The organism is Rothia sp. HMSC076D04, from assembly GCF_001814645.1.
In the GTDB taxonomy this organism is placed as follows: domain Bacteria; phylum Actinomycetota; class Actinomycetes; order Actinomycetales; family Micrococcaceae; genus Rothia; species Rothia mucilaginosa.
Window position 1 is genome coordinate 180,573 of sequence record NZ_KV817369.1, and the last position, 19,135, is coordinate 199,707.

General features: G+C 61.8%; 13 protein-coding genes. 10 read left to right on the forward strand and 3 right to left on the reverse strand.

Going from position 1 to position 19,135, the window contains the following annotated elements:
- Positions 1-106: 106 nt before the first annotated feature.
- Positions 107-928, reverse strand: a complete 822-nt coding sequence (locus HMPREF2980_RS05220; RefSeq protein WP_239664211.1) for a DUF6318 family protein — start codon at positions 926-928, stop codon at positions 107-109.
- Between the two features lie 651 nt (positions 929-1,579).
- Between HMPREF2980_RS05220 and HMPREF2980_RS05225 the strand changes: the two genes are divergently transcribed.
- Both HMPREF2980_RS05225 and HMPREF2980_RS05230 read left to right on the forward strand, forming a co-directional pair.
- On the forward strand, positions 1,580-3,478 hold the full coding sequence (locus HMPREF2980_RS05225; protein WP_070690535.1) for a dynamin family protein: 1,899 nt from the start codon (positions 1,580-1,582) through the stop codon (positions 3,476-3,478).
- A 47-nt stretch (positions 3,479-3,525) separates the two neighbouring features.
- Positions 3,526-5,388: a GTPase gene (locus tag HMPREF2980_RS05230; RefSeq protein ID WP_070690539.1), complete on the forward strand. Its 1,863-nt coding sequence runs from the start codon at positions 3,526-3,528 to the stop codon at positions 5,386-5,388.
- Between the two features lie 127 nt (positions 5,389-5,515).
- On the opposite strand, the gene HMPREF2980_RS05235 is transcribed toward HMPREF2980_RS05230, so the two are convergent.
- The gene (locus HMPREF2980_RS05235; protein WP_371440389.1) at positions 5,516-6,412 is read right to left on the reverse strand and encodes an IclR family transcriptional regulator; all 897 of its coding nucleotides are present in this window, start codon (positions 6,410-6,412) and stop codon (positions 5,516-5,518) included.
- A 410-nt stretch (positions 6,413-6,822) separates the two neighbouring features.
- On the opposite strand from HMPREF2980_RS05235, the gene leuC reads away from it, so the two are divergent.
- Positions 6,823-8,265 carry a 3-isopropylmalate dehydratase large subunit gene (gene leuC / locus HMPREF2980_RS05240; RefSeq protein ID WP_070543718.1) on the forward strand — a complete coding sequence of 481 codons (1,443 nt, stop codon included), beginning with the start codon at positions 6,823-6,825 and terminating at the stop codon, positions 8,263-8,265.
- 26 nt (positions 8,266-8,291) lie between these two features.
- The gene (leuD, locus tag HMPREF2980_RS05245) at positions 8,292-8,885 is read left to right on the forward strand and encodes a 3-isopropylmalate dehydratase small subunit (RefSeq protein WP_070593422.1); all 594 of its coding nucleotides are present in this window, start codon (positions 8,292-8,294) and stop codon (positions 8,883-8,885) included.
- Positions 8,886-9,044: 159 nt separating this feature from the next.
- Here the strand turns inward: leuD and HMPREF2980_RS05250 are convergent, their stop codons facing one another.
- The gene (locus HMPREF2980_RS05250; protein ID WP_070690543.1) at positions 9,045-10,493 is read right to left on the reverse strand and encodes a transcriptional initiation protein Tat; all 1,449 of its coding nucleotides are present in this window, start codon (positions 10,491-10,493) and stop codon (positions 9,045-9,047) included.
- Between the two features lie 692 nt (positions 10,494-11,185).
- Here HMPREF2980_RS05250 and murA point away from each other — a divergent pair.
- The 6 genes from murA to HMPREF2980_RS05280 form a co-directional block, all read left to right on the forward strand.
- Positions 11,186-12,619, forward strand: coding sequence for a UDP-N-acetylglucosamine 1-carboxyvinyltransferase (gene murA / locus HMPREF2980_RS05255; RefSeq protein WP_049347430.1), 1,434 nt, complete (start codon positions 11,186-11,188; stop codon positions 12,617-12,619).
- Positions 12,619-13,476: a lysophospholipid acyltransferase family protein gene (locus HMPREF2980_RS05260; protein ID WP_049347432.1), complete on the forward strand. Its 858-nt coding sequence runs from the start codon at positions 12,619-12,621 to the stop codon at positions 13,474-13,476. The genes murA and HMPREF2980_RS05260 overlap by 1 nt, the downstream gene beginning before the upstream one ends.
- Positions 13,477-13,587: 111 nt before the next feature.
- Positions 13,588-14,706, forward strand: a complete 1,119-nt coding sequence (locus HMPREF2980_RS05265) for an NAD(P)H-dependent glycerol-3-phosphate dehydrogenase (protein ID WP_070642638.1) — start codon at positions 13,588-13,590, stop codon at positions 14,704-14,706.
- Positions 14,707-14,932: 226 nt separating this feature from the next.
- The gene (locus HMPREF2980_RS05270) at positions 14,933-16,051 is read left to right on the forward strand and encodes a D-alanine--D-alanine ligase family protein (protein ID WP_070690546.1); all 1,119 of its coding nucleotides are present in this window, start codon (positions 14,933-14,935) and stop codon (positions 16,049-16,051) included.
- 660 nt (positions 16,052-16,711) lie between these two features.
- The gene (locus HMPREF2980_RS05275) at positions 16,712-18,370 is read left to right on the forward strand and encodes a PT domain-containing protein (protein WP_246823161.1); all 1,659 of its coding nucleotides are present in this window, start codon (positions 16,712-16,714) and stop codon (positions 18,368-18,370) included.
- Between the two features lie 78 nt (positions 18,371-18,448).
- On the forward strand, positions 18,449-19,135 hold a 687-nt coding region (locus tag HMPREF2980_RS05280; protein WP_246823683.1), incomplete at its 3' end, for a thiamine-phosphate kinase.

Genomic DNA, 19,135 nt, shown 5'->3' on the forward strand with positions numbered 1-19,135 from the left:
GCCCCTAGCCTATAGATTTCACGCGTGGCACACAAATAAAAGCCCTCATCCGTGCCTCATATCACCCAATATGACGGGTTCTTTGAGGCACGGATGTAAAGAAGCTTTAGGCTGAGCCTCGAATATAACGAGCCGCCTTAGAAGGGGTGCTCTCATTCGGGGTCGGGTGCGCACTCGGAATATTCGCGGACGGTTCAGCGGTAGCCGCCGGGGTTGCGGTAGCGCTCGGGGAAGACTTCGGATCCTCCAGCATCTGCCAGCCCTCTTTGCCAAAGTAGACGTACGCATCCGCCTTCTGATTGCTGCCGTAGATGCCGGTGAGCTGCTCACGCTGACGGGTTTCATGGTTGAACAGGAACGCGTTCTCGTCCACCTTCAGGGTTGCCTTCCAGCAGTAGACGTCCTGCTCGGTAGCGGGCACCGGCTGCGGGGAGCTCAGGTTAATGCACATGGGGTGGTTGTTCTTAGAGACCAGCCAGCCAATGTTGTAGCGGTAGATATCGCGGTACATCTGCGCCATGTTGCTAAAGTGCTCCTGGCCGGGCAGACCCATGAAAGGGTCGGTATCGCCGGTGAGGAGCATGTAGTTCTGCGCCGCACCCCAGTACTGCAGAAAGGCGTGCAGGCCCTCGACGGTGCGCTCTTTAGCCTCCGGGGGCATGGTGGGGCGGGGGACATTGACAGCTCGATGGCTCAGAGTGCCGTTTGAGAAATTCCCGGAACGCTCAAAGAACTGATCCGGCAGAAGAGCCGGTCCGCGACCGTCCAGGGCGGATGCGGGCAGGGGCTCGGCGTAGGTGATGCTGCGCGTGGTGGTCGCAGATTTGGTCTGGGAGCTCTGAGGAGCAGCCTTAGTAGGGGAAGGGTTAGCGAGTGGTTGAGGGCGAGAAACTGCGCTGGGGCTGCAAGCGCTTGCGAGTGCACTCAATGCTGCTCCGGAAGAAAGAGCAAGAAGATGGCGACGTGACAGCGAACCGAACATACGCAACCTTTCGCAAGAGTAAAGACGGGCAGGCAGTAACGGGTAGCTCGGATGCAGTGAACCTCAACGGCAGTTGATTGCAGTTGCGTGAGGGGTCGGTGAGCGTTCCCGATGGGTGTGGCATACCGCGGTGAGTACGGATGCGATAGAAAGGGCAGGTCAAAAGCCATCTGAAGGAATCGGTGTGGGTTATGACCTGCCTGGTTGTCGTGCTCAATGATTCTAAGCGTACTTTCAGGTTCACAATGACCATATCTGCGCTTAAAGGTAAAAAGTTATCAAATCTTAATATTTGCCCGTTTTATGCGGGTTATAAAACGTACCAATGTGTTCCGGGTAACCGCATTAAAATGTGCTTTTTTCCCGCGGAAACTCAAGGATTTTCCCACCTGCTCTTCTTATGAATAAATCATAAATTGGAGTTGTTGCACGCGGTGTGCAAGTAGTATTTCAACCTCTTCAGGTTGTCCAAACACCTATCAAAAACAGCCCCTCACACAGCCTTGGCACCCCCAACCGCACAACCTAGCCACAACGCGACCGCGCCAACACCCAAACATGGCATGAAGCAGGTGCACCCTATGGGACAATAGCGCTGTGACTACCACCGACTATGCGCAGCTCAAAGCAGCGCGCGAACTGCTCACTCGAATCCCCCTCCCGCTCGACGTAGAAGCCGGCGAAACCCCCGGCACCCCCTACACCGTCGCCCACGACGGCACCGCAGAGCACGGCACCGCCACCGCGCGCACCCTACTCGCCGCCATGGCACGCCAACTCGACGACTACATCCTGCCGCGTAGCGCCAGCGTCGATAACCCCCTCACCATCGTGGTCGGCGGCTCCACCGGCGCCGGTAAATCCACCCTCGTCAACACCCTGCTCGGCGAGCCGCTCACCCAGTCCGGCGCGATTCGACCCACCACCCGCCACCCCGTCCTGCTGCACCGTGCAGAAGACGAGGCGGCGCTGTCACCCGAACGCTTCCTGCCTACCCTGCCGCGTACCCGCACCTCCGGCATGAACGCCGGATCGCAGGCACTACCCGGCCTCGACCCGAAGATTGCGCGCGCCCTCATTCCTATTACTACCTCGGCGCTGCCGCAGGGCATTGCGCTCATTGACGCGCCCGATATCGACTCCGTCTCCGAGGAAAACCGCACCCTCGCCAAGGAGCTGCTCTCCGCCGCAGACCTGTGGCTCTTCGTCACCACCGCCAACCGCTACGCCGACGCCGTGCCCTGGGAACTGCTCCACGAGGCCGCCGCACGCTCCATCGCAATCGCCGTAGTGCTCAACCGCGTGCCCGAAGGCGACGAAGAAGCCATCGAAAACGACCTGCGACGCATGCTCGACGAAGCCGGAATCCACGCCGTCCTGATTCACACCGTCACCGAACAGCCCCGCGACGAAAGCGGCATGCTCGCCCCCGTCAGCCTCGCCCCGCTGACCCTGTGGATCCGCGAACTCGGCGCCGACGCGCCCGCCCGCGCCGCCATCGCCCGGCAGACCCTCGCCGGTGCCGTTGAAACCCTCGCGGGCAACCTGCAGGTGCTCGCTGCCGAACAGGCACGCCAGCAGGCGGCACACCAGTCGCTTGCCACCATCGCCGCCGAAGAATACGAGGACGCGCTGACCACCATCGACGGTGCCCTCTCCGACGGCTCCCTGCTACGCGGCGAAGTGCTCTCGCGCTGGCACGACTTCGTGGGAACCGGCGACTTCTTCCGCTCCCTCGACAGCACCATCGGCCGCCTGCGCGACCGCGTCGGCTCCGCCCTGCGCGGCCAGCCCGCCGCCGCCCAGAAGGTAGAGGACGCCCTCGAAAGCGGCATCCACGCCGTCGTGCTGGATGCAGCTGCCCGCGCCTCCGAAAACACCCGCACCCGCTGGCGTGCCAGCCGCGCCGGACGCTCCCTGCTGGCACGCCTGGATGCGCCGCAGGCTACCTCTGCTGTGCCCGAACAGAACGCAGAAGCTAAGGGCGAGGTGCAATCCGCCGAGGACATCTTCTCCGCAGCCGTTGCCGAGCAGATTCGCCTCTGGCAGGGCTCCGTGCTCGAAATGATTCGCGAAGAAGGCGCCGATAAGCGCAAGCGTGCCCGCTTCCTCTCCCTGGGCGTGAACGCCGCCGCCGTCATGCTCATGGTCGCCGCGTTCAGCCTCACCGGTGGTATTACCGGTATTGAGGCGGGCATTGCGGGCGGTAGCGGCGTGGTCGGCACCAAGCTGCTCGAGTCCATCTTTGGTGAAGATGCCGTGCGCCGCATGGCAACCCGCGCCCGCACCGACCTGCTTGAACGCATGGCTGATCTGCTCACTGAGCACGCCCAGCCTTTCACCGCCGTGCTCGAAGAAACCGATCCGCAGGCTGACGCCGAAGAGATTTACCGCGCCGCCGAACAGGTGCAGGCAATCGCCGCAGAAATGAGCGCGCAGAGTCAAACCACACAGCGCCAAGCCGCGGCCCGCGCTAACGGCTCAACTGCCCGCTAAACCACTCCGGACAGGCACCCCGCACCACAGACAAAGAAAAACGCACTATGACTACCCCCGAGAACAAACTCGAGAACACTGAGCGCGATACCAAGCGAGGCGCCACCCCCGCCGTGGCAACCTCGCCCTTCGCGCGCTCCGTCGCATCCCTCAAGGACGCCATCAGCTACGGCGAAGGACGAGTCCCCGAAACCGTGCTGCTCGACGCCGCTGCAACCCTCGAACGCCTCAGCCAACGCCGCGAACTCTCCACCGAACACACCGTCATCGGCTTCTTCGGCGCGACCGGCAGCGGCAAATCCACGCTCTTCAACGCCATCGCCGGACAGAACATTGCCCTCTCCGCGCCCACGCGCCCGACCACCTCCACCGTGCAGGCGGCAATCTGGGAAGCAGAAGGCAGCGAAGAGCTACTTGACTGGCTCGGTATCGACAAGCGCGTCTACCCGCAAACTCAGGCGCTCGCCGCCGAAGGAGAGGCAACCGAGGGTAATAAGGCAACCGGGGGAGCGGCGGCACCCAACGCCGTCACCGAACCGGCACCCGGACTCTTCAACCGCATCCGCCGAGCCGTCGGTGGACGCGGCGAAATGCGCACCCGCACCGGCGGCCTCATCCTGTTGGACATGCCCGACTTCGACTCGGTCACCACCACCAACCGCGACCTCGCCGCCCGCATGATGCGCTACGTGGACGTACTCGTCTGGGTTGTCGACCCCCAAAAATACGCCGACGCCGTCATCCACCGCGACTTCATGGTGCCGCTTGCCGCATCCGGCGCGCAGGCGCTCTGCGTGCTCAACCAGGCGGACAAACTCGCGCCCGCCGAGGTGCCCGCAGTGCTCACATCCCTCACCCGCCTGCTCCAGGCTGAGGGCACCGAAGCGCACCTGCTCTCCGCACCTATCGCCGTCTCCGCGCGAACCGGCGAAGGCGTCGACGTGCTCCGCGACCTGCTCGCCCAGGTAGCCGCCGCCAAGAGCCTGTCCCTGCAGCGAACCGACGCGCAGTTGCACGCCACCGCATCCCAGCTGCGCACCTACGCCGGGGGAGAGGGGACCGTGCTCGCCGGAGCCTACGCCCTCGAAGCGGAACAGAAGCTCGTGAAGGCATGCTACACCTCCAGCCAGGCAGAGCAGGTTCTGGAGGCGGCAACCGCCTCCTATCGCCGCGCCGCGGGTCAGCACACCGGCTGGATCCTCACCCGCTGGATGAGCCGCCTAAAGGCTGACCCCCTGCGCCGCCTGCACTTGGGACAGCAAGATGAAACGAAGAGCGCGTCTAAGACCGAGAAGTCCGCAGGTATGCTCGGTTCCGATAGCGAGAATGCACCCGAGCTGGTGGCATCCTCGCTGCCTCCGCTGAGCGCCGCGCAGAAGGCGGGCATGGCAAACGCCGTGCGCCAATACAGCAAGCAGATGGCGGCCCGCATCGACGAACCGTGGAAGCGCAGCATGAAGGAAGCCGCCCTCTCCCGCGAGGCGGAGCTTCCCGAACTGCTCGAACGCGACATGGTGCGCATCGACTACGGTCTGGGCCGCACCCGCGCCCCCTGGGTCATCTTCAACGCCCTGCAGTGGATCGCGCTAATGAGCGCCCTGGTAGGCGTCGGCTGGCTGACCCTGATTTCCGGCATGGCGTACCTGCAGATTCAACTGCCGCCCGCCCCGACCCCCGAAGGCTCCCCGGTGCCCCTGCCGACCCTGCTTCTGCTGCTGGGTGTGCTGCTCGGTATCGCCTCGGCGGGTGTGGGTAGGCTACTTACCGCCATGGGCTCACGTTACTACGCACGTAAGCTGCGGGGTCGCCTGCAGACCGGCGTGGAGAAGGCGGTGCAGTCCTGCGTGGTCGCCCCGGTACAGCAAGAAGCAAAGCGCCTCAACGCCTACCGCAAGGCGCTGGACATTTAGCGGCGTATCATCCGAGAAACCGTATCAGGACAACCCGCATCAAACTAAGAGCGCACAAAAGAATCCCTCCCCACCTCAATCGAGGCGGGGAGGGATTCTTTTCGTTAAATCTACACGCTACTGAAGCTTAGTCCTCTTCAGTACTCTCACCGCAGGGAGCCTGCTGAGACGCCGCAAGCTCACGCAGACCGTCCGTAATCGCCTGAGCAGCCTTAACGACCAGCTCAGGGTAGTTGCGGTTCGGCTGGCGGGTCATGCGGTCAATCGGACCCGAGATGGACACTGCCGCAATCACCTTGCCGCCGGGCGCACGCACCGGAGCAGAGACCGAGGCGGTTCCGCGCTCGCGCTCACCCACGGACTGCGCCCAACCGATGCGGCGCACAGCCGCGAGCATGGCGGCGCTGAAGTGGGCGTCGCGCAGGCCTTCAACAATGCGGTTCTGGTCTTCCCAAGCCAGCAGAACCTGGGCGGCGGAACCAGCCTGCATGGACAGCTGGGTACCGACCGGGATGGATTCGTGCATGCCGGAGGGGCGTGCCGCGGTTGCCGCGCATACACGCCAGTCGCCCTGGCGGCGGTACAGCTGGGTGGACTCGTCAGCTTCGAGGCTAAGCTTCTGCAGAATCGGGTCTGCCACGGTGATGAGCTCATCGGAAATGGTGGCGGACGCGAGTTCGGTCAGGCGGGGTCCGAGCATGAAGCGTCCCTGCACGTCGCGGGCTACGAGGCGGTGGTGAGCCAGCGCCACGGCGAGGCGGTGCGCGGTGGGGCGTGCCAGACCGGTTGCCTTGACGAGGTCGCCCAGGGATACGGGGCCTGCCTCGAGGCAGTCAAGGATGAGGGTTGCCTTGTCGAGCACGCCAACGCCGGAGGAGCCGTGGGAGTGTACCTCTACCATCTGCTCGTCGGCGGCCATGTGTTCGGGCGGCTTGACGGGGTCGACAATCGGTGCGTTGTGGTGTGTGGATGCGTTGGGGTGACGCATTCCGTGTGCGTTAAAACGTGAGGCGGAAGGAGTCATTCTTATATTCTATCTCAGAATATGAAAGATACCCCGGACTTCATGGACTCTTTGAGATGCAGAGCTGAAGATGGAATCACCCCCTACGGGATAAATTGTGAACTTTTCATAATAAGTGTTTGTGTGGGTTTATGGGTGAAAATATGCGAAAAGACGCAGAAAAATGCGAATAATCTCGCAAAATTACCCTGGAGTCATAGAGTAAACCCACATAAAAACACTCGCTAGTTCGGGGTGTTTCTGTGCCGTCTCACAGGCTAAGAATCCGTGAAAAAATATGCGACACGCCGCAGGGAAATACCGATTTGAGGGTCCCATCGGGTACATAATCCGCCCCTCAACTCTGCAAACTTGCGGCACGCACCACACCGAACGCATCCACCGTAGGAACGCATCAAGCAGGAGAAAGCATGACTAGCGAACAGAACGCAACCACCGCGGGCACCCGTCCGCGCACCCTGGCAGAAAAAGTCTGGGACGCACACGTCGTCGTCCCCGGTGAAAACGGCAAGCCCGACCTGCTCTACATCGACCTGCAGCTACTGCACGAAGTGACCTCCCCCCAGGCATTCGAAGGCCTGCGCATCGAGAACCGCCCCCTGCGCCGCCTCGACCTGACCATCGCCACCGAGGACCACAACACCCCCACCGACAACATCTTCGGCACCATCGCCGACCTGACCAGCCGCACCCAGATCGAGACCCTGCGCCGCAACGCTGCAGAGTTCGGCGTGCGCATCCACTCCCTCGGCGACCAGGAACAGGGCATCGTACACGTGGTCGGCCCGCAGCTGGGTCTGACCATGCCCGGCATGACCATCGTCTGCGGCGACTCCCACACTTCCACCCACGGTGCGTTCGGCGCTCTCGCGTTCGGCATCGGCACCTCCGAGGTGGAGCACGTCATGGCAACCCAGACCCTGCCTCTGGCACGCTTCAAGACCATGGCAATCAACGTTGAAGGCACCCTCAAGCCCGGCGTGACCGCGAAGGACATCATCCTCGCCGTCATCGCGCAGATCGGCACCGGCGGCGGTCAGGGCTACGTGCTCGAATACCGCGGCTCCGCGATCCGCTCCCTCTCCATGGAGGGTCGTATGACCATGTGCAACATGTCCATTGAGGCGGGCGCACGCGCCGGCATGGTCGCCCCCGACGAGACCACCTTCGAATACATCAAGGGCCGTCAGCACGCACCTAAGGGTGAAGAGTGGGACAAGGCAGTCGAGTACTGGAAGACCCTGCCCACCGACGAAGGTGCCGTCTTCGACAAGGAAATCTTCATTAACGCTGACGAGCTCGAACCCTTCGTCACCTGGGGCACCAACCCCGGTCAGGGTATTCCGCTGAGCCACGCCGTTCCCTCCCCGGAGGACTTCGAGGACGAGAACGACAAGGTCGCAGCAGAACGCGCCCTCGAATACATGGACCTGAAGGCCGGCACCCCCATGAAGGAAATTCCCGTGGACGTCGTCTTCCTGGGCTCCTGCACCAACTCCCGCATTGAGGACCTGCGCGCCGCCGCAGACATCGTGCGTGGCCGCACCATCGCCGAGAACGTGCGCATGATGGTCGTGCCCGGATCCCAGAAGGTCCGCGCGCAGGCAGAAGCAGAAGGCCTGGACAAGGTCTTCAAGGAGTTCGGTGCCGACTGGCGCTTCGCCGGCTGCTCCATGTGCCTGGGCATGAACCCCGACCAGCTGGCGCCCGGTGAGCGTTGCGCCTCCACCTCGAACCGTAACTTTGAGGGCCGCCAGGGCAAGGGTGGCCGCACCCACCTGGTCTCCCCGGTGGTTGCCGCCGCAACCGCTGTGCGCGGTACCCTGTCCGCCCCGTCCGACGTCGTGGCCTAGCACGCCGCTATAGCTAAGGAGCCATTATGGAACCCATTATTAAGCACACCGGCATTGGCGTGCCGCTGCGTTCTTCGAATGTTGACACCGACCAGATTATTCCCGCCGTCTACCTCAAGCGAGTGACCAAGACCGGCTTCGACGACGCCCTCTTCGCTAACTGGCGTAAGGACCCCGAGTTCATCCTGAACCAGGAGCCCTACAAGCACGGTAGCGTGCTGGTTGCGGGCCCGGACTTCGGTACCGGTTCCTCGCGTGAGCACGCCGTGTGGGCGCTGCGCGACTACGGTTTCAAGGTCGTTATTTCTGCTCGTTTTGCCGATATTTTCCGCGGCAACTCGGGCAAGCAGGGCCTGGTTACCGCGCAGGTTGCACAGGACGATATCGAGCTGATCTGGAAGGCGCTGGAGCACGAGCCCGGCACCGAAATCACCGTTGACCTGGAGTCCAAGACCGTAACCGTGGGTGCGCTGGTTGTTCCCTTCGAGGTTGACGACTACGTGCGTTGGCGCCTCATGGAGGGTCTGGACGATATTGGTCTGACCCTGCAGAACCTCGAAGCTATTGAAGCGTACGAGGCGAAGCGCCCCTCCTGGATGCCCCGTACTCAGGAACTCTAAGCCGAGAGCTCTAAAACCTAGAGATATAAAGCTCGAAGGCGGCGACTGATTCAGTTGCCGCCTTCGAGCTTTTCTGTACCCAAAAACCTAGCACACATATGAATGTGCCTCCCCGGAGCATCAGCTTCCGGGGAGGCGCATTTATTGACGACCTAGAGCTTAGGCACCCTCAGTGATGGGGGTGTTCAGGGTTGCGTTCTCGGTGCAGCCGTACAGCGTTGCAGAACCGGGGGAGCGCACGCCCGCGGTCGGGTTTGCGTTCTGTGCGGTGGCAAGAGCGAAGTCAGAAACCACCTCGTGGTTAATGTAGCTGCCGCCTGCGCCGCCGCCGCTGCTCAGGGCGCTGAGCGAGTAGATGTTGCCTTCGCCCTCGAACTGCACCTGACGGCCGAAAACGCCCTCGTAGTATGAGCCAACGGTCCAGATGTTCAGGCCTGCGCCTCCGCCGCCGTAGCCGGCGCCACCACCGGATGCTACGGAGGTGAGGGAGAGCTTGCCGTGGGTTCGGGAAAGCAGCGCGCCGGAGCCGCCCTTACCGCGGTAAGAGCCGGTTGCGTTCGCACCGCCGGTGCCCTTCTCTCCCTCATGCACGGAGTCGCCCTGGTAAAGGTAGTAGCGCGGGAAGCTGTACGATTCGAACCAGGAGGTAGACATGGGCTGGAGCTTCAGCTCGTTATTCTCGTCGAGAATGCCGACCAGCGCCTCACCGAGGGTACCCGCCACTCCGGAGCGGCCAGCGGTACCGCCGGTGACCATGAAGCGCATGTCCAGGGTCTTGTCGTCCTCCTCAAGGGGCTTGAACTCCTGGTAGGGGCTTGCCATGAGCATGCCGCCCTGACCGGTGTTGTCGGTGCCCAGGTCGCCGCCTGCGCTACCGCCTGCGGTGGTGGATGCGTCACGGCCGTCCAGTGCCACGCGCAGTGCCGGGTTCAGCTGGTCCTTGGGCTGCGCGTCAAAGATGCGCTGGTGGGTAGTGAGGGTGCCCAGCTGTGCGCCACCGCCGCCAGCGCCGGCAACGGCTACGACGGTGACTGCGCCGTCGCGGACGAGCTCGACCGCGGAGGAGCCGCCGCCGGACGCGCCGTACACGTAGCCGCTATCGGTGTCCACTACCTGCGCTGCGCCGGTTGCGGTGCTGGAGCCGGTGGAGTCGCCGCCGGCTGCGTAGCCTTCGCCACCGAGTGCGGGCTCCGCGCCGGCTACGGAGCCGACGCCGCCGTTACCCGCCCAGACGCGCAGGATGTCGCCGGACTTGACCGCAAGAACACCGCTGAGCTGTGCACCGGCACCGCCGCCAGCCAGGGCCGCGTTCGTGACGTCGGTCAGGTATCGGGGAGTAAAGGAAGATGCGGCACCGCCAGCACCTCCCACGAGGTCGAATCGTACTCGTCCAACGCCTTCAGGGACGAGCCATTCGGTGTATGCGCCAGCCTTGTCGTCGAAGCCGGTTGCGGTCGGCTTGAGGGTCAGAGCGGGGGAGCAGGTGGGCTCGCCGCTTGCCGCCCATGCAGGGACGGTTGCGCTGGCGAGGATAACGGGGGCACTCCATGCCGCACCCTGTACGAGGCGACGGCGCGAAATGCGTGATGCAGTGTTGTGATGTGTCATATTTGGGGTCCTCCGGTAGTTCGCGGATGCAGCCGCGAAGCGACCTGTGGTTGGTTGCGATGGGCCCTGGTTTTTAGTTGACTTTCGAATATTTACGGTGATGTTGAAGTGAATTTTTGAAGTTGAAGTGAATCAGGAAGCCGAACCGTTTTGGTTGGGTACCATCGCAAAGGTTTATGCAGTGAATGCACGCCACGCACCCTCCTGTGAGGCTCTGTACTGCGCGGGTGCAAGGTCGGTGCCGGCGCCTATGCCGCAGTGTAGAGCTGATTGGCTCCTCCGTGAGAGCGGAGGCGCCAATCAGTGGGCACGAGTGTGCACGTTATTGTAGGGGTGAGGTTGCTCTCAAGTTCAAATTCGGACGTTAAAAAGACGAAACTAACGTCAAATTTCGGCGAAGAAACAGAAAATGTTTGCATTAGTGTGAATATTTGTGTATCTTTTTGTTTTTTCTGGCTCTGAATCTGAGGGGGTCAGAGCGGTTTTTCACATACACAACAGAGCAAAATCTCAGTCACAAGTTCCAAAGGCTCTTCAGTGTTTGGAGCACCTTTACGCAGGGCTTAGAATAATGATGAATATATGCGCCCGTTTCGCCCTGCTACCGGCAGGGGCGCGGCACGACAGAACGCGGCGCATCGGCACACTGTTAAAGTTCGGCCTAAACCAGCCGACTCCACAAAGGATTTTTAATGACTGAGAACATCAGCAAGCTTCGCATTGAAGGTGGCACTCCGCTCGTTGGTGAGGTTCACGTTCGAGGCGCCAAGAACCTGGTGCCCAAGGCGATGGTCGCAGCACTGCACGGTTCGACCCCCTCGACCCTGCGTAACGTCCCTGACCTGAGCGATGTCGAAATCGTTACCACCCTCGTGGAGCTGCACGGTGCAAAGGTCGACTACGACCGCGAAGCTGGTGTTCTGACCCTCAACCCCGCACAGGATGCAACCACCGCCGCAAAGAACGCAGAGGAGATTCAGCTCTTCGGTGGTAACTCCCGCATCCCGATTCTGATGGTGGGCCCGCTGCTACACACCCTCGGTACCGCACGCATCCCCAACCTGGGCGGCTGCAAGATCGGTGACCGCCCCATCGACTACCACATGTCTGCGCTGCGCAAGTTCGGCGCAGTCGTTGAGAAGGACGACGAAACCGGCACCACCTTGATTGTTCCCGAAGAGGGTCTGAAGGGTGCAGAGATTGTGCTGAACTACCCCTCCGTGGGCGCTACCGAGCAGGTCCTGCTCACCGGTGTGCGCGCTAAGGGTAAGACCATCCTGCGCAACGCAGCGATTGAGCCCGAAATTATTGACCTGATTGCTGTTCTGCAGAAGATGGGCGCGATTATCTTCATTAACGAGGACCGCACCATCGTCATTGAGGGCGTGGACGAGCTGACCGGCTACGATCACGCGTCCCTGCCCGACCGTAACGAGTCTGCTTCTTGGGCTTCTGCGGCGCTGGCTACCGGCGGCGACATTTTCGTGCGCGGTGCAGCCCAGAAGGACATGACCGCGTTCCTGAACCAGTTCCGCAAGATGGGCGGCCTGTACGAGGTGACCGCCGAGGGCATCCGCTTTACCCACCCGGCTCAGCGCACCCCCGGAGCTCAGCTGAAGCCCATCGTCTTTGAGACCAACGTGCACCCCGGCTTCATGACCGACTGGCAGCAGCCCCTCGTCGTGGCGCTGACTCAGGCTAAGGGCGCGTCCATCGTGCACGAGACCGTGTACGAGGAGCGTTTCGGCTTCACCAACGCGCTGAAGCAGATGGGCGCAGATATTGTCGTCATGCGTGACTGCGTGGGCGGCACGCCCTGCCGTTTCGAGGGTAAGGGCTACGGTCACTCCGCTATTATTTCTGGCCCCACCCCGCTGACCGGTGCCGACATTGAGGTTCCGGACCTGCGCGGCGGCTTCTCCCACATTATTGCTGCTCTGACTGCTAAGGGCACCTCTCACGTGAGCGGTGTTGAGCTGATTGCTCGCGGCTACGAGAACTTCGAGGAGAAGCTCAAGGGCCTGGGTGCCAACTTTGAGGTGCTGGCACGCAAGGCGTCGAAGGCTCCCAAGCCCGATGCAGCAATCGTCGTTGTTGAGCCCGAGGAAGTTGAGGTTCAGGACTAGTGAGCGGACAGCAGGGAAAGCAGGCTCTGCCTGAGATTGAGCCCACCGCCTCCGGTGATGCTCTGTACAAGGTGCTCGGTAACGCTGCGCGCGGGCTGTACAAGCTCATCGCGCGCGTTGAGATTACCGGCCGTGAGAACCTGCCTAAGAGCGGCGGGTACATTATCGTGGCTAACCACACCACCGAGCTTGACCCGGTGACTGTGGCTTTCCCTGCTTTCGTTGAGGGCGCCCTGCCGCGCTTCTTGGCGAAGGATTCGCTGTTCCGCGCCCCCGTGCTCGGCTACATTATGCGCAAGCTCGCGCATATTCCTGTGGTTCGCGGTTCGGTGGATGCGCGTAAGTCCCTGATTACTGCCCGCAAGATTGTTGAGGCTGGCGGTGCCGTCGTGATTTTCCCGGAGGGCACCACCACCCATGATCCGCAGCTGTGGCCCATGCAGGCGCGTACCGGCGCGGCTCGTCTGGCTCTTGCGACCGGTGCGCCCGTCTACCCGGTGGCGCACTGGGGTGATGAACAGATTCTCGGTTACGTGGATGAGGCTGGCGAGGACGGCCGCATCAAGGAGAAGCGTAAGATTTCGCTGTTCCCGCGCAAGACCGTTCGCGTAAAGGTTGGCAAGGCGCTGGATATCGCCTCCCTCGTTGAGGATACCAGCCCCGAGGCTAAGCACACCCGCACCGAACTGGGCGTGGTCACCGACGCCATGCTGGACGCTATTACCGCCGAGCTGGAGACGATCCGCGGTGAGAAGGCTCCTGAGGGTCGTTGGAACCCGCGCACGAAGCGTCGTGAAGCACCCGGTACCCCCTCGGGTCCGGTTGGTGGCGCGCTCGGCGAACCGGACGAAAAGTAGCATCCCAGATGGGAAAATCGTAGAGGCCCTGACAGAAGCCGCGGCTATTTGCTGAGGCGCCTGTCAGGGACTCGCACAATAACCTCACAAGGAAGAGAGGCAGGTGTTTTCGTGACCTTCTTTGGACGCACCCCCGCAGCAAGCCCTGAATTTACCCCTCCGGCAACCGTACAGTCTATTGCGGTGCTCGGTGCCGGTAGCTGGGGCACCGCTTTCGCTAAGATCGCGGCGGACGCTACCCGCGAGCGCGGCGATGACACCCGCGTGACCCTCATCGGTCGTGATGAGCAGGTGATGGCTGAGTGCGAACGCACCCGCGAGAACGCCCGCTATTTTCCGGGAATGAAGCTGCCGGATAACATGCACTTCACGGCGGATGCCCCCGCGGCGCTGACCGGCGCCGATATCGTGGTTCTTGCCTTGCCCGCGCAGGTTCTGCGTTCGCAGTTGCAGAGCTTCGCCCGCTATATTGAGCCGAACGCCATGCTGGTGTCTTTGGCGAAGGGCTTGGAGACCGGTACGGGTCTGCGCATGTCGCAGGTCATTACCGAGGAGCTGGAAGAATCCATGGCTCTGCGCGGTGCTGATCTGCGCGCGATCGGCCATATTCCGCACCGCGTGTGCGTGCTCTCGGGCCCGAACCTGGCGAAGGAAATCATGGGGGAGGAGCCTACCGCCTCCGTGGTTGCGGCTCGTACCCTGCCGGTGGCTGAGGCTGTTGCTCACGCGATTGCGTGCGGTTACTTCCGCCCTTACACCAACACGGATGTGGTTGGTACTGAAATTGGTGGCCTGGTGAAGAACGTGATTGCCCTTTGCGTGGGTATTTGCGAAGGCCGCAATTATGGCGATAACTCGAAGGCGTCCATTATGACGCGCGGTCTGGCGGAGATTACCCGCCTGGCGGTGGCGTTGGGCGGCGAGGCTGCGACGATGAGCGGTCTTGCCGGTATGGGCGACTTGATTGCGACCTGCTCTTCGCCGCTGTCTCGTAACCACACGGCGGGCCGCCTGCTGGCTCAGGGTGTTACCCCTGACCGCCTGCACGAGCACATGAGCCAGACGGCTGAGTCGATTAAGTCGGCACCGGTGGTGGCTGAGCTGGCTCGTCGCCACGGCGTGGAGATGCCCATTGTTGAGGCTGTGGTGGCTGTGCTTTCGGGCCGTATTGGCATTGAGGAGTTGGCGCCTCAGCTGCTGGGTCGCCGCCTCAAGCATGAGGGCCACTAGGTTTTGAAGCTTTCTGGTGTGCTGGCACCCCTTGATTCGGGTTGTGTGCCAGGACATACTAGAAGAAGATTGAATGTAGACATCCGAGGACGGATACCGTTGCGGAAAACCGGTGCGTGAGAAACGCATCAGTGACCGCGACGGTATTCGTGCGTTAGGATTATTGACGCATTGCCGTTCCACCTTCCGGACCTAAGGGTAGGGGAACATTGACTAGGAGAAATATATGACCGAGAAGAAGACCGTCGCCCTGCTGTGCGGTGGCCGCTCCTCCGAGCACCCGATTTCGCTCATTACCGCTGCCGGCGTTCTGGGCGCTATTGACCGCACCGCCTACGACGTCATCACTATCGGTATTACCCGTGACGGCCGCTGGTACCTGACCGACGAGCAGCAGCTTGCCGAGCTGACCGCTGGCACTCGCGGTACCGCAGAGTTCCCCGAGGGTACCCAGCAGGTGTTCCTGCCGATGGGCGCCGGCGATTCCCGCCTGACCCTGGTGGATGCTGAGGGTAACGTTACCCGCACCGCGCCGGTGGACGTTGTGTTCCCGCTGCTGCACGGCCCCTTCGGTGAGGACGGCACCGTGCAGGGTCTGCTGGAAATGGCTGACCTGCGCTATGTGGGTTGCGGTGTGACCGCATCCGCTGTGGGCATGGATAAGCACTTCATGAAGGTTGCTTTCGAGTCCGCTGGCCTGGAGGTCGGCCCCTACGAGGTTGTTACCAACCGTCAGTGGGAGCACGAGGACCGCGAGCAGATTCTGGAGCGCGTGCTGAAGCTGGGCTTCCCCATGTTCGTGAAGCCGACCCGCGCAGGTTCTTCCTTCGGTATTACCAAGGTGGATTCGGTGGAGGAGCTCGTGCCCGCGATTGAAGAGGCGCGCCGCCACGATCCGAAGATCATTATTGAGGCGGGTATTGTGGGCCGCGAAATCGAGTGCGCTGTGCTCGATGGCCACCACGGCGAGATGCCCCGCGCATCCTACCCCGGTGAGATTGAGGTTGTGGACGAGGATCACGGCTTCTACGACTTTGAGGCGAAGTATGTTTCTGAGTCTTCCGCTGTGACCGTGTGCCCGGCGAACCTGCCGCAGGATGTGCAGGATCGTCTGCGTGAGCTGGCTGTGAAGGCGTTCCTGGCGCTGGATGGTGAAGGTCTGTCTCGTGCGGACTTCTTCTACACCGAGGATGGCCGCCTGGTCATCAACGAGGTGAACACCATGCCCGGCTTCACCCCGATTTCGATGTACAAGACCATGTGGGAGAACACCGGCATCTCTTACACTGACCTGATTAGCGAGCTGCTGACCCTGGCGATGGAACGACCCCTGGGTCTGCGCTAGTTCTTGAGGCTGCGTTAGTTCTGAGACTGCGTTAGTTGTTCTTGAAGCTGCGTTAGTTCTTGGGCACGCTGTCGTTTTGACTGCGCTCAGTTATTGAATACGTAACGGTGGGGGAGTAGCCCCTGCTGTAAGGCGCCTCGGTGCGGATTCTTGAGGGATTCGCGCCGGGGCGCTTTTTGCGCGGTGGGCAAGTTCAGTCTGTGCGGGAGGGGTAATTGGTACGTATTGAGCCCCAAAAGCTTATGAGAATCGCTCGTTTTTCACTCATGAGAAAAATCACTTACACCCACCTCGGGGCTGCTTGGATGGTGGAGTGCAAGTTTTAAAGCGGTATTGATAAGGCAAAACGTAATTCTGCTCATAAGTGCATGAAATGATGCTTCTAGGTAACGAAAAGATGTCGTTGATGGTCGTTGCACATCTTGAAGCTCAAAGATTGGTATGAAAGCGCTAAAATGAGTAATGAAGAAAAAGCCGATTCGGTAGAATAGATGAAGGCATATCCAATCTGCCCTAGCGATTGGGTATCTATTCACTCACAACGTATTAGAAAGTCAAGGACAACCTTTGGGAAAACGAAACCGTAAGGTGGTCTCTGCGAGTCTGGCGACAGCACTGGTTGCTTCCGGAAGTCCATACGTAGCCTCATTTGCTCAAGATGTGCAGGAGGCAGCGTCACAGCTTCCGCCGAACCCTGTCGGCACCGCAGAACAAACCCAAGATTCCGCCGCGACCGCGGCATCCTCCTCCCAGACGGCAGTACCCACGCTCGCAACCGTGAGCGCATGGCCCACCGCTCAGGGGGACAATAAGACTGACAAAGCGCAGGCAGAGCCCACCGCTCAGCCTAGCGCTTCTTCGAGTGCTCAGCCCACCGCTAGTGCTGAGCCTTCCGCAAGTGCTACGCCCAGCCCGGATGCGACTCCTACCCCGAACGCTACCGCGCAGCCTACTGCCGAGCCCACCGCTTCAGCTAGTGCGACTGCAAACCCGAGTGCTACAGCGAGTCCTAGCGTAGAGCCCTCTAAGGATGCGACCGCTGAACCTACCGCTACGCCGACCGTAGCTCCTAGCGCAAGTGCCGAACCGAGTGTTGCTCCTACCGCAACTCCGACGGCTGAGCCGACTGTAGCTCCGACTGCGGAGCCTACGGTCCAGCCGACGGCAGAACCTACTGTCGCTCCCACTCCGGAGCCGACCGTTGCGCCTACTGTGGAGCCCACCGCGGAACCCACCAAGGATGCAACTCCTGAGCCTACTCAGGATCCGACCCCTGAGCCTACGGTAGAGCCCACCCCTGAACCTACTCCCGAGCCGACGAAGGATGTAACTCCCGAGCCGACCCCGGAGCCTACTCAGGACCCCACACCGGAACCGAATCCGGAGCCCGCTCCTGAACCGACCAAGGACGTAACTCCCGAACCGACCCCGGAGCCGACTGAGGACCCCACTCCGGAACCGAACCCGGAGCCGACCCAGGATCCCGTCCCGGTTCCCGAGCCGACTAAGGACGTAACTCCCGAGCCGACCCAGGAGCCCTCTCAGGTTCCGGTCGTCCCGGCCCCGGTTCAGGATCCGACTCAGGAGCCCTCCAAGGAAGCTAAGCAGGAGCCGACTAACGAGCCGACCAAGGACGCGGTCATCCCCGTGATTCCGGTAGCTCCCGTAGCTCCGGTAGAGGATAACAAGGACAGCTCGGACTCCAAATCGGTTACCCCGATCGAGACCGAACCTGTTGCTCCGATTCCTCCGGCGAACAACCCGGTGACCGTCCCCGGCAATCGTCAGGAAGTCTCTGGGGAAGATGTCATCATCTCCATTGAGCTTCCGCGACCGGGCAACTCCTCTGAATCCTCAAGTTCCTCTTCGGGATCTTCGAGCTCTTCACCGAGCAAGGCACCGAGCGACAGGCTTGATGGCGACGATGACGATCCGTTGCGTTCCGGCGGTACCACCCTTGGACGAATTGCAGCCAATAACGGCTCGAATGACTCCATCCCGGGTGCGGCAGACTGGGTTGCTGGATACCTCTCGCGCAATAAGACCGACGAGGACCACTCCCACGAGGTAAGCCCCTCGAGCTCCTCAAGCTCGGTATCGGCTTCGAAGTCGCCTAGCTCCTCCACCTCGGCTAGCGCCAGCCGCTCCGCAAAGAGCGTGGCAAAGGCTGACGGCGCGAACGCCGCCCAGGAGCAGGCCGTGAAGAATGCGGACGCGGACGATTCCGGACTTTCCGGCATTGCACCGCTGATCCTCTTCTCACTCATCGGTCTGGTGCTGATTGCTCTGGCAATCCGCTACTTCAGCCGCGGAGCATAAGGCAAACATAACGCGTAAGAATACGCGATAATAGAGGATGTGAATCCTCAGACTTTTAGCGAAACGCGGGACAACCCCATGCGAGAGACACCTCTCTCAAAGCTGGGGGAGTCCCGCGTTCTGCGCGCTTTCATGCCGATTATCAACGCCCACAACGAGCAGGTTGCCGCTGCAGCACGCCAGGCGGGGCGCATCGAACCCCTCGAGGTGGGCCCCGGCGACGACTGTGCCGTTCTCGCCGAGCCCGCGCCCGGTCAGCGTACCGTGGTCACCACCGACACTCTCGTTGAGGACCAAGACTTTATGAACCTCTGGCCCGGCGGTATCGCACGGGCGGGCGAAGACGGTGAGTTCAATCTGGAACCCGCCCGCAGTAGCGGCTACGATGTGGGGCGCAAAGCCGCGACCCAGAACCTCGCCGACGTTGCCGCTATGGGTGCGCGCCCGGCGAGCCTCTTCATCTCCTTGAGCCTGCCCGGTAGCACTCCTTACGGCTGGATTGACGGCTTCGCCCACGGCATTGTGGACGGAATCAACGCCTGCGGAGCCACCGAATGCGTGATTGGCGGCGGCGATATTGGCGACTCCACCGAAATGTCGGTGACCGTTACCGCCCTCGGCTACACGGACCGCGCCGTGCTACGCTCCGGCGCGCGCCCCGGTGACACTATCGCCCTGGCGGGGCGTACCGCCTGGTCCGATGCCGGTCTGCGCCTGCTACTCAACCCGCTCTCCCTGCCCGCCACGGCACTGTTGCGTGCCATC

Excerpts from the sequence above, each read along its gene's own strand:
- HMPREF2980_RS05230 (WP_070690539.1), top strand. The coding sequence starts at position 3,526 with ATGACTACCCCCGAGAACAAACTCGAGAACACTGAGCGCGATACCAAG.
- HMPREF2980_RS05235 (WP_371440389.1), bottom strand. The coding sequence starts at position 6,412 with ATGACTCCTTCCGCCTCACGTTTTAACGCACACGGAATGCGTCACCCC.
- leuC (WP_070543718.1), top strand. The coding sequence starts at position 6,823 with ATGACTAGCGAACAGAACGCAACCACCGCGGGCACCCGTCCGCGCACC.
- leuD (WP_070593422.1), top strand. The coding sequence starts at position 8,292 with ATGGAACCCATTATTAAGCACACCGGCATTGGCGTGCCGCTGCGTTCT.
- HMPREF2980_RS05250 (WP_070690543.1), bottom strand. The coding sequence starts at position 10,493 with ATGACACATCACAACACTGCATCACGCATTTCGCGCCGTCGCCTCGTA.
- murA (WP_049347430.1), top strand. The coding sequence starts at position 11,186 with ATGACTGAGAACATCAGCAAGCTTCGCATTGAAGGTGGCACTCCGCTC.
- HMPREF2980_RS05270 (WP_070690546.1), top strand. The coding sequence starts at position 14,933 with ATGACCGAGAAGAAGACCGTCGCCCTGCTGTGCGGTGGCCGCTCCTCC.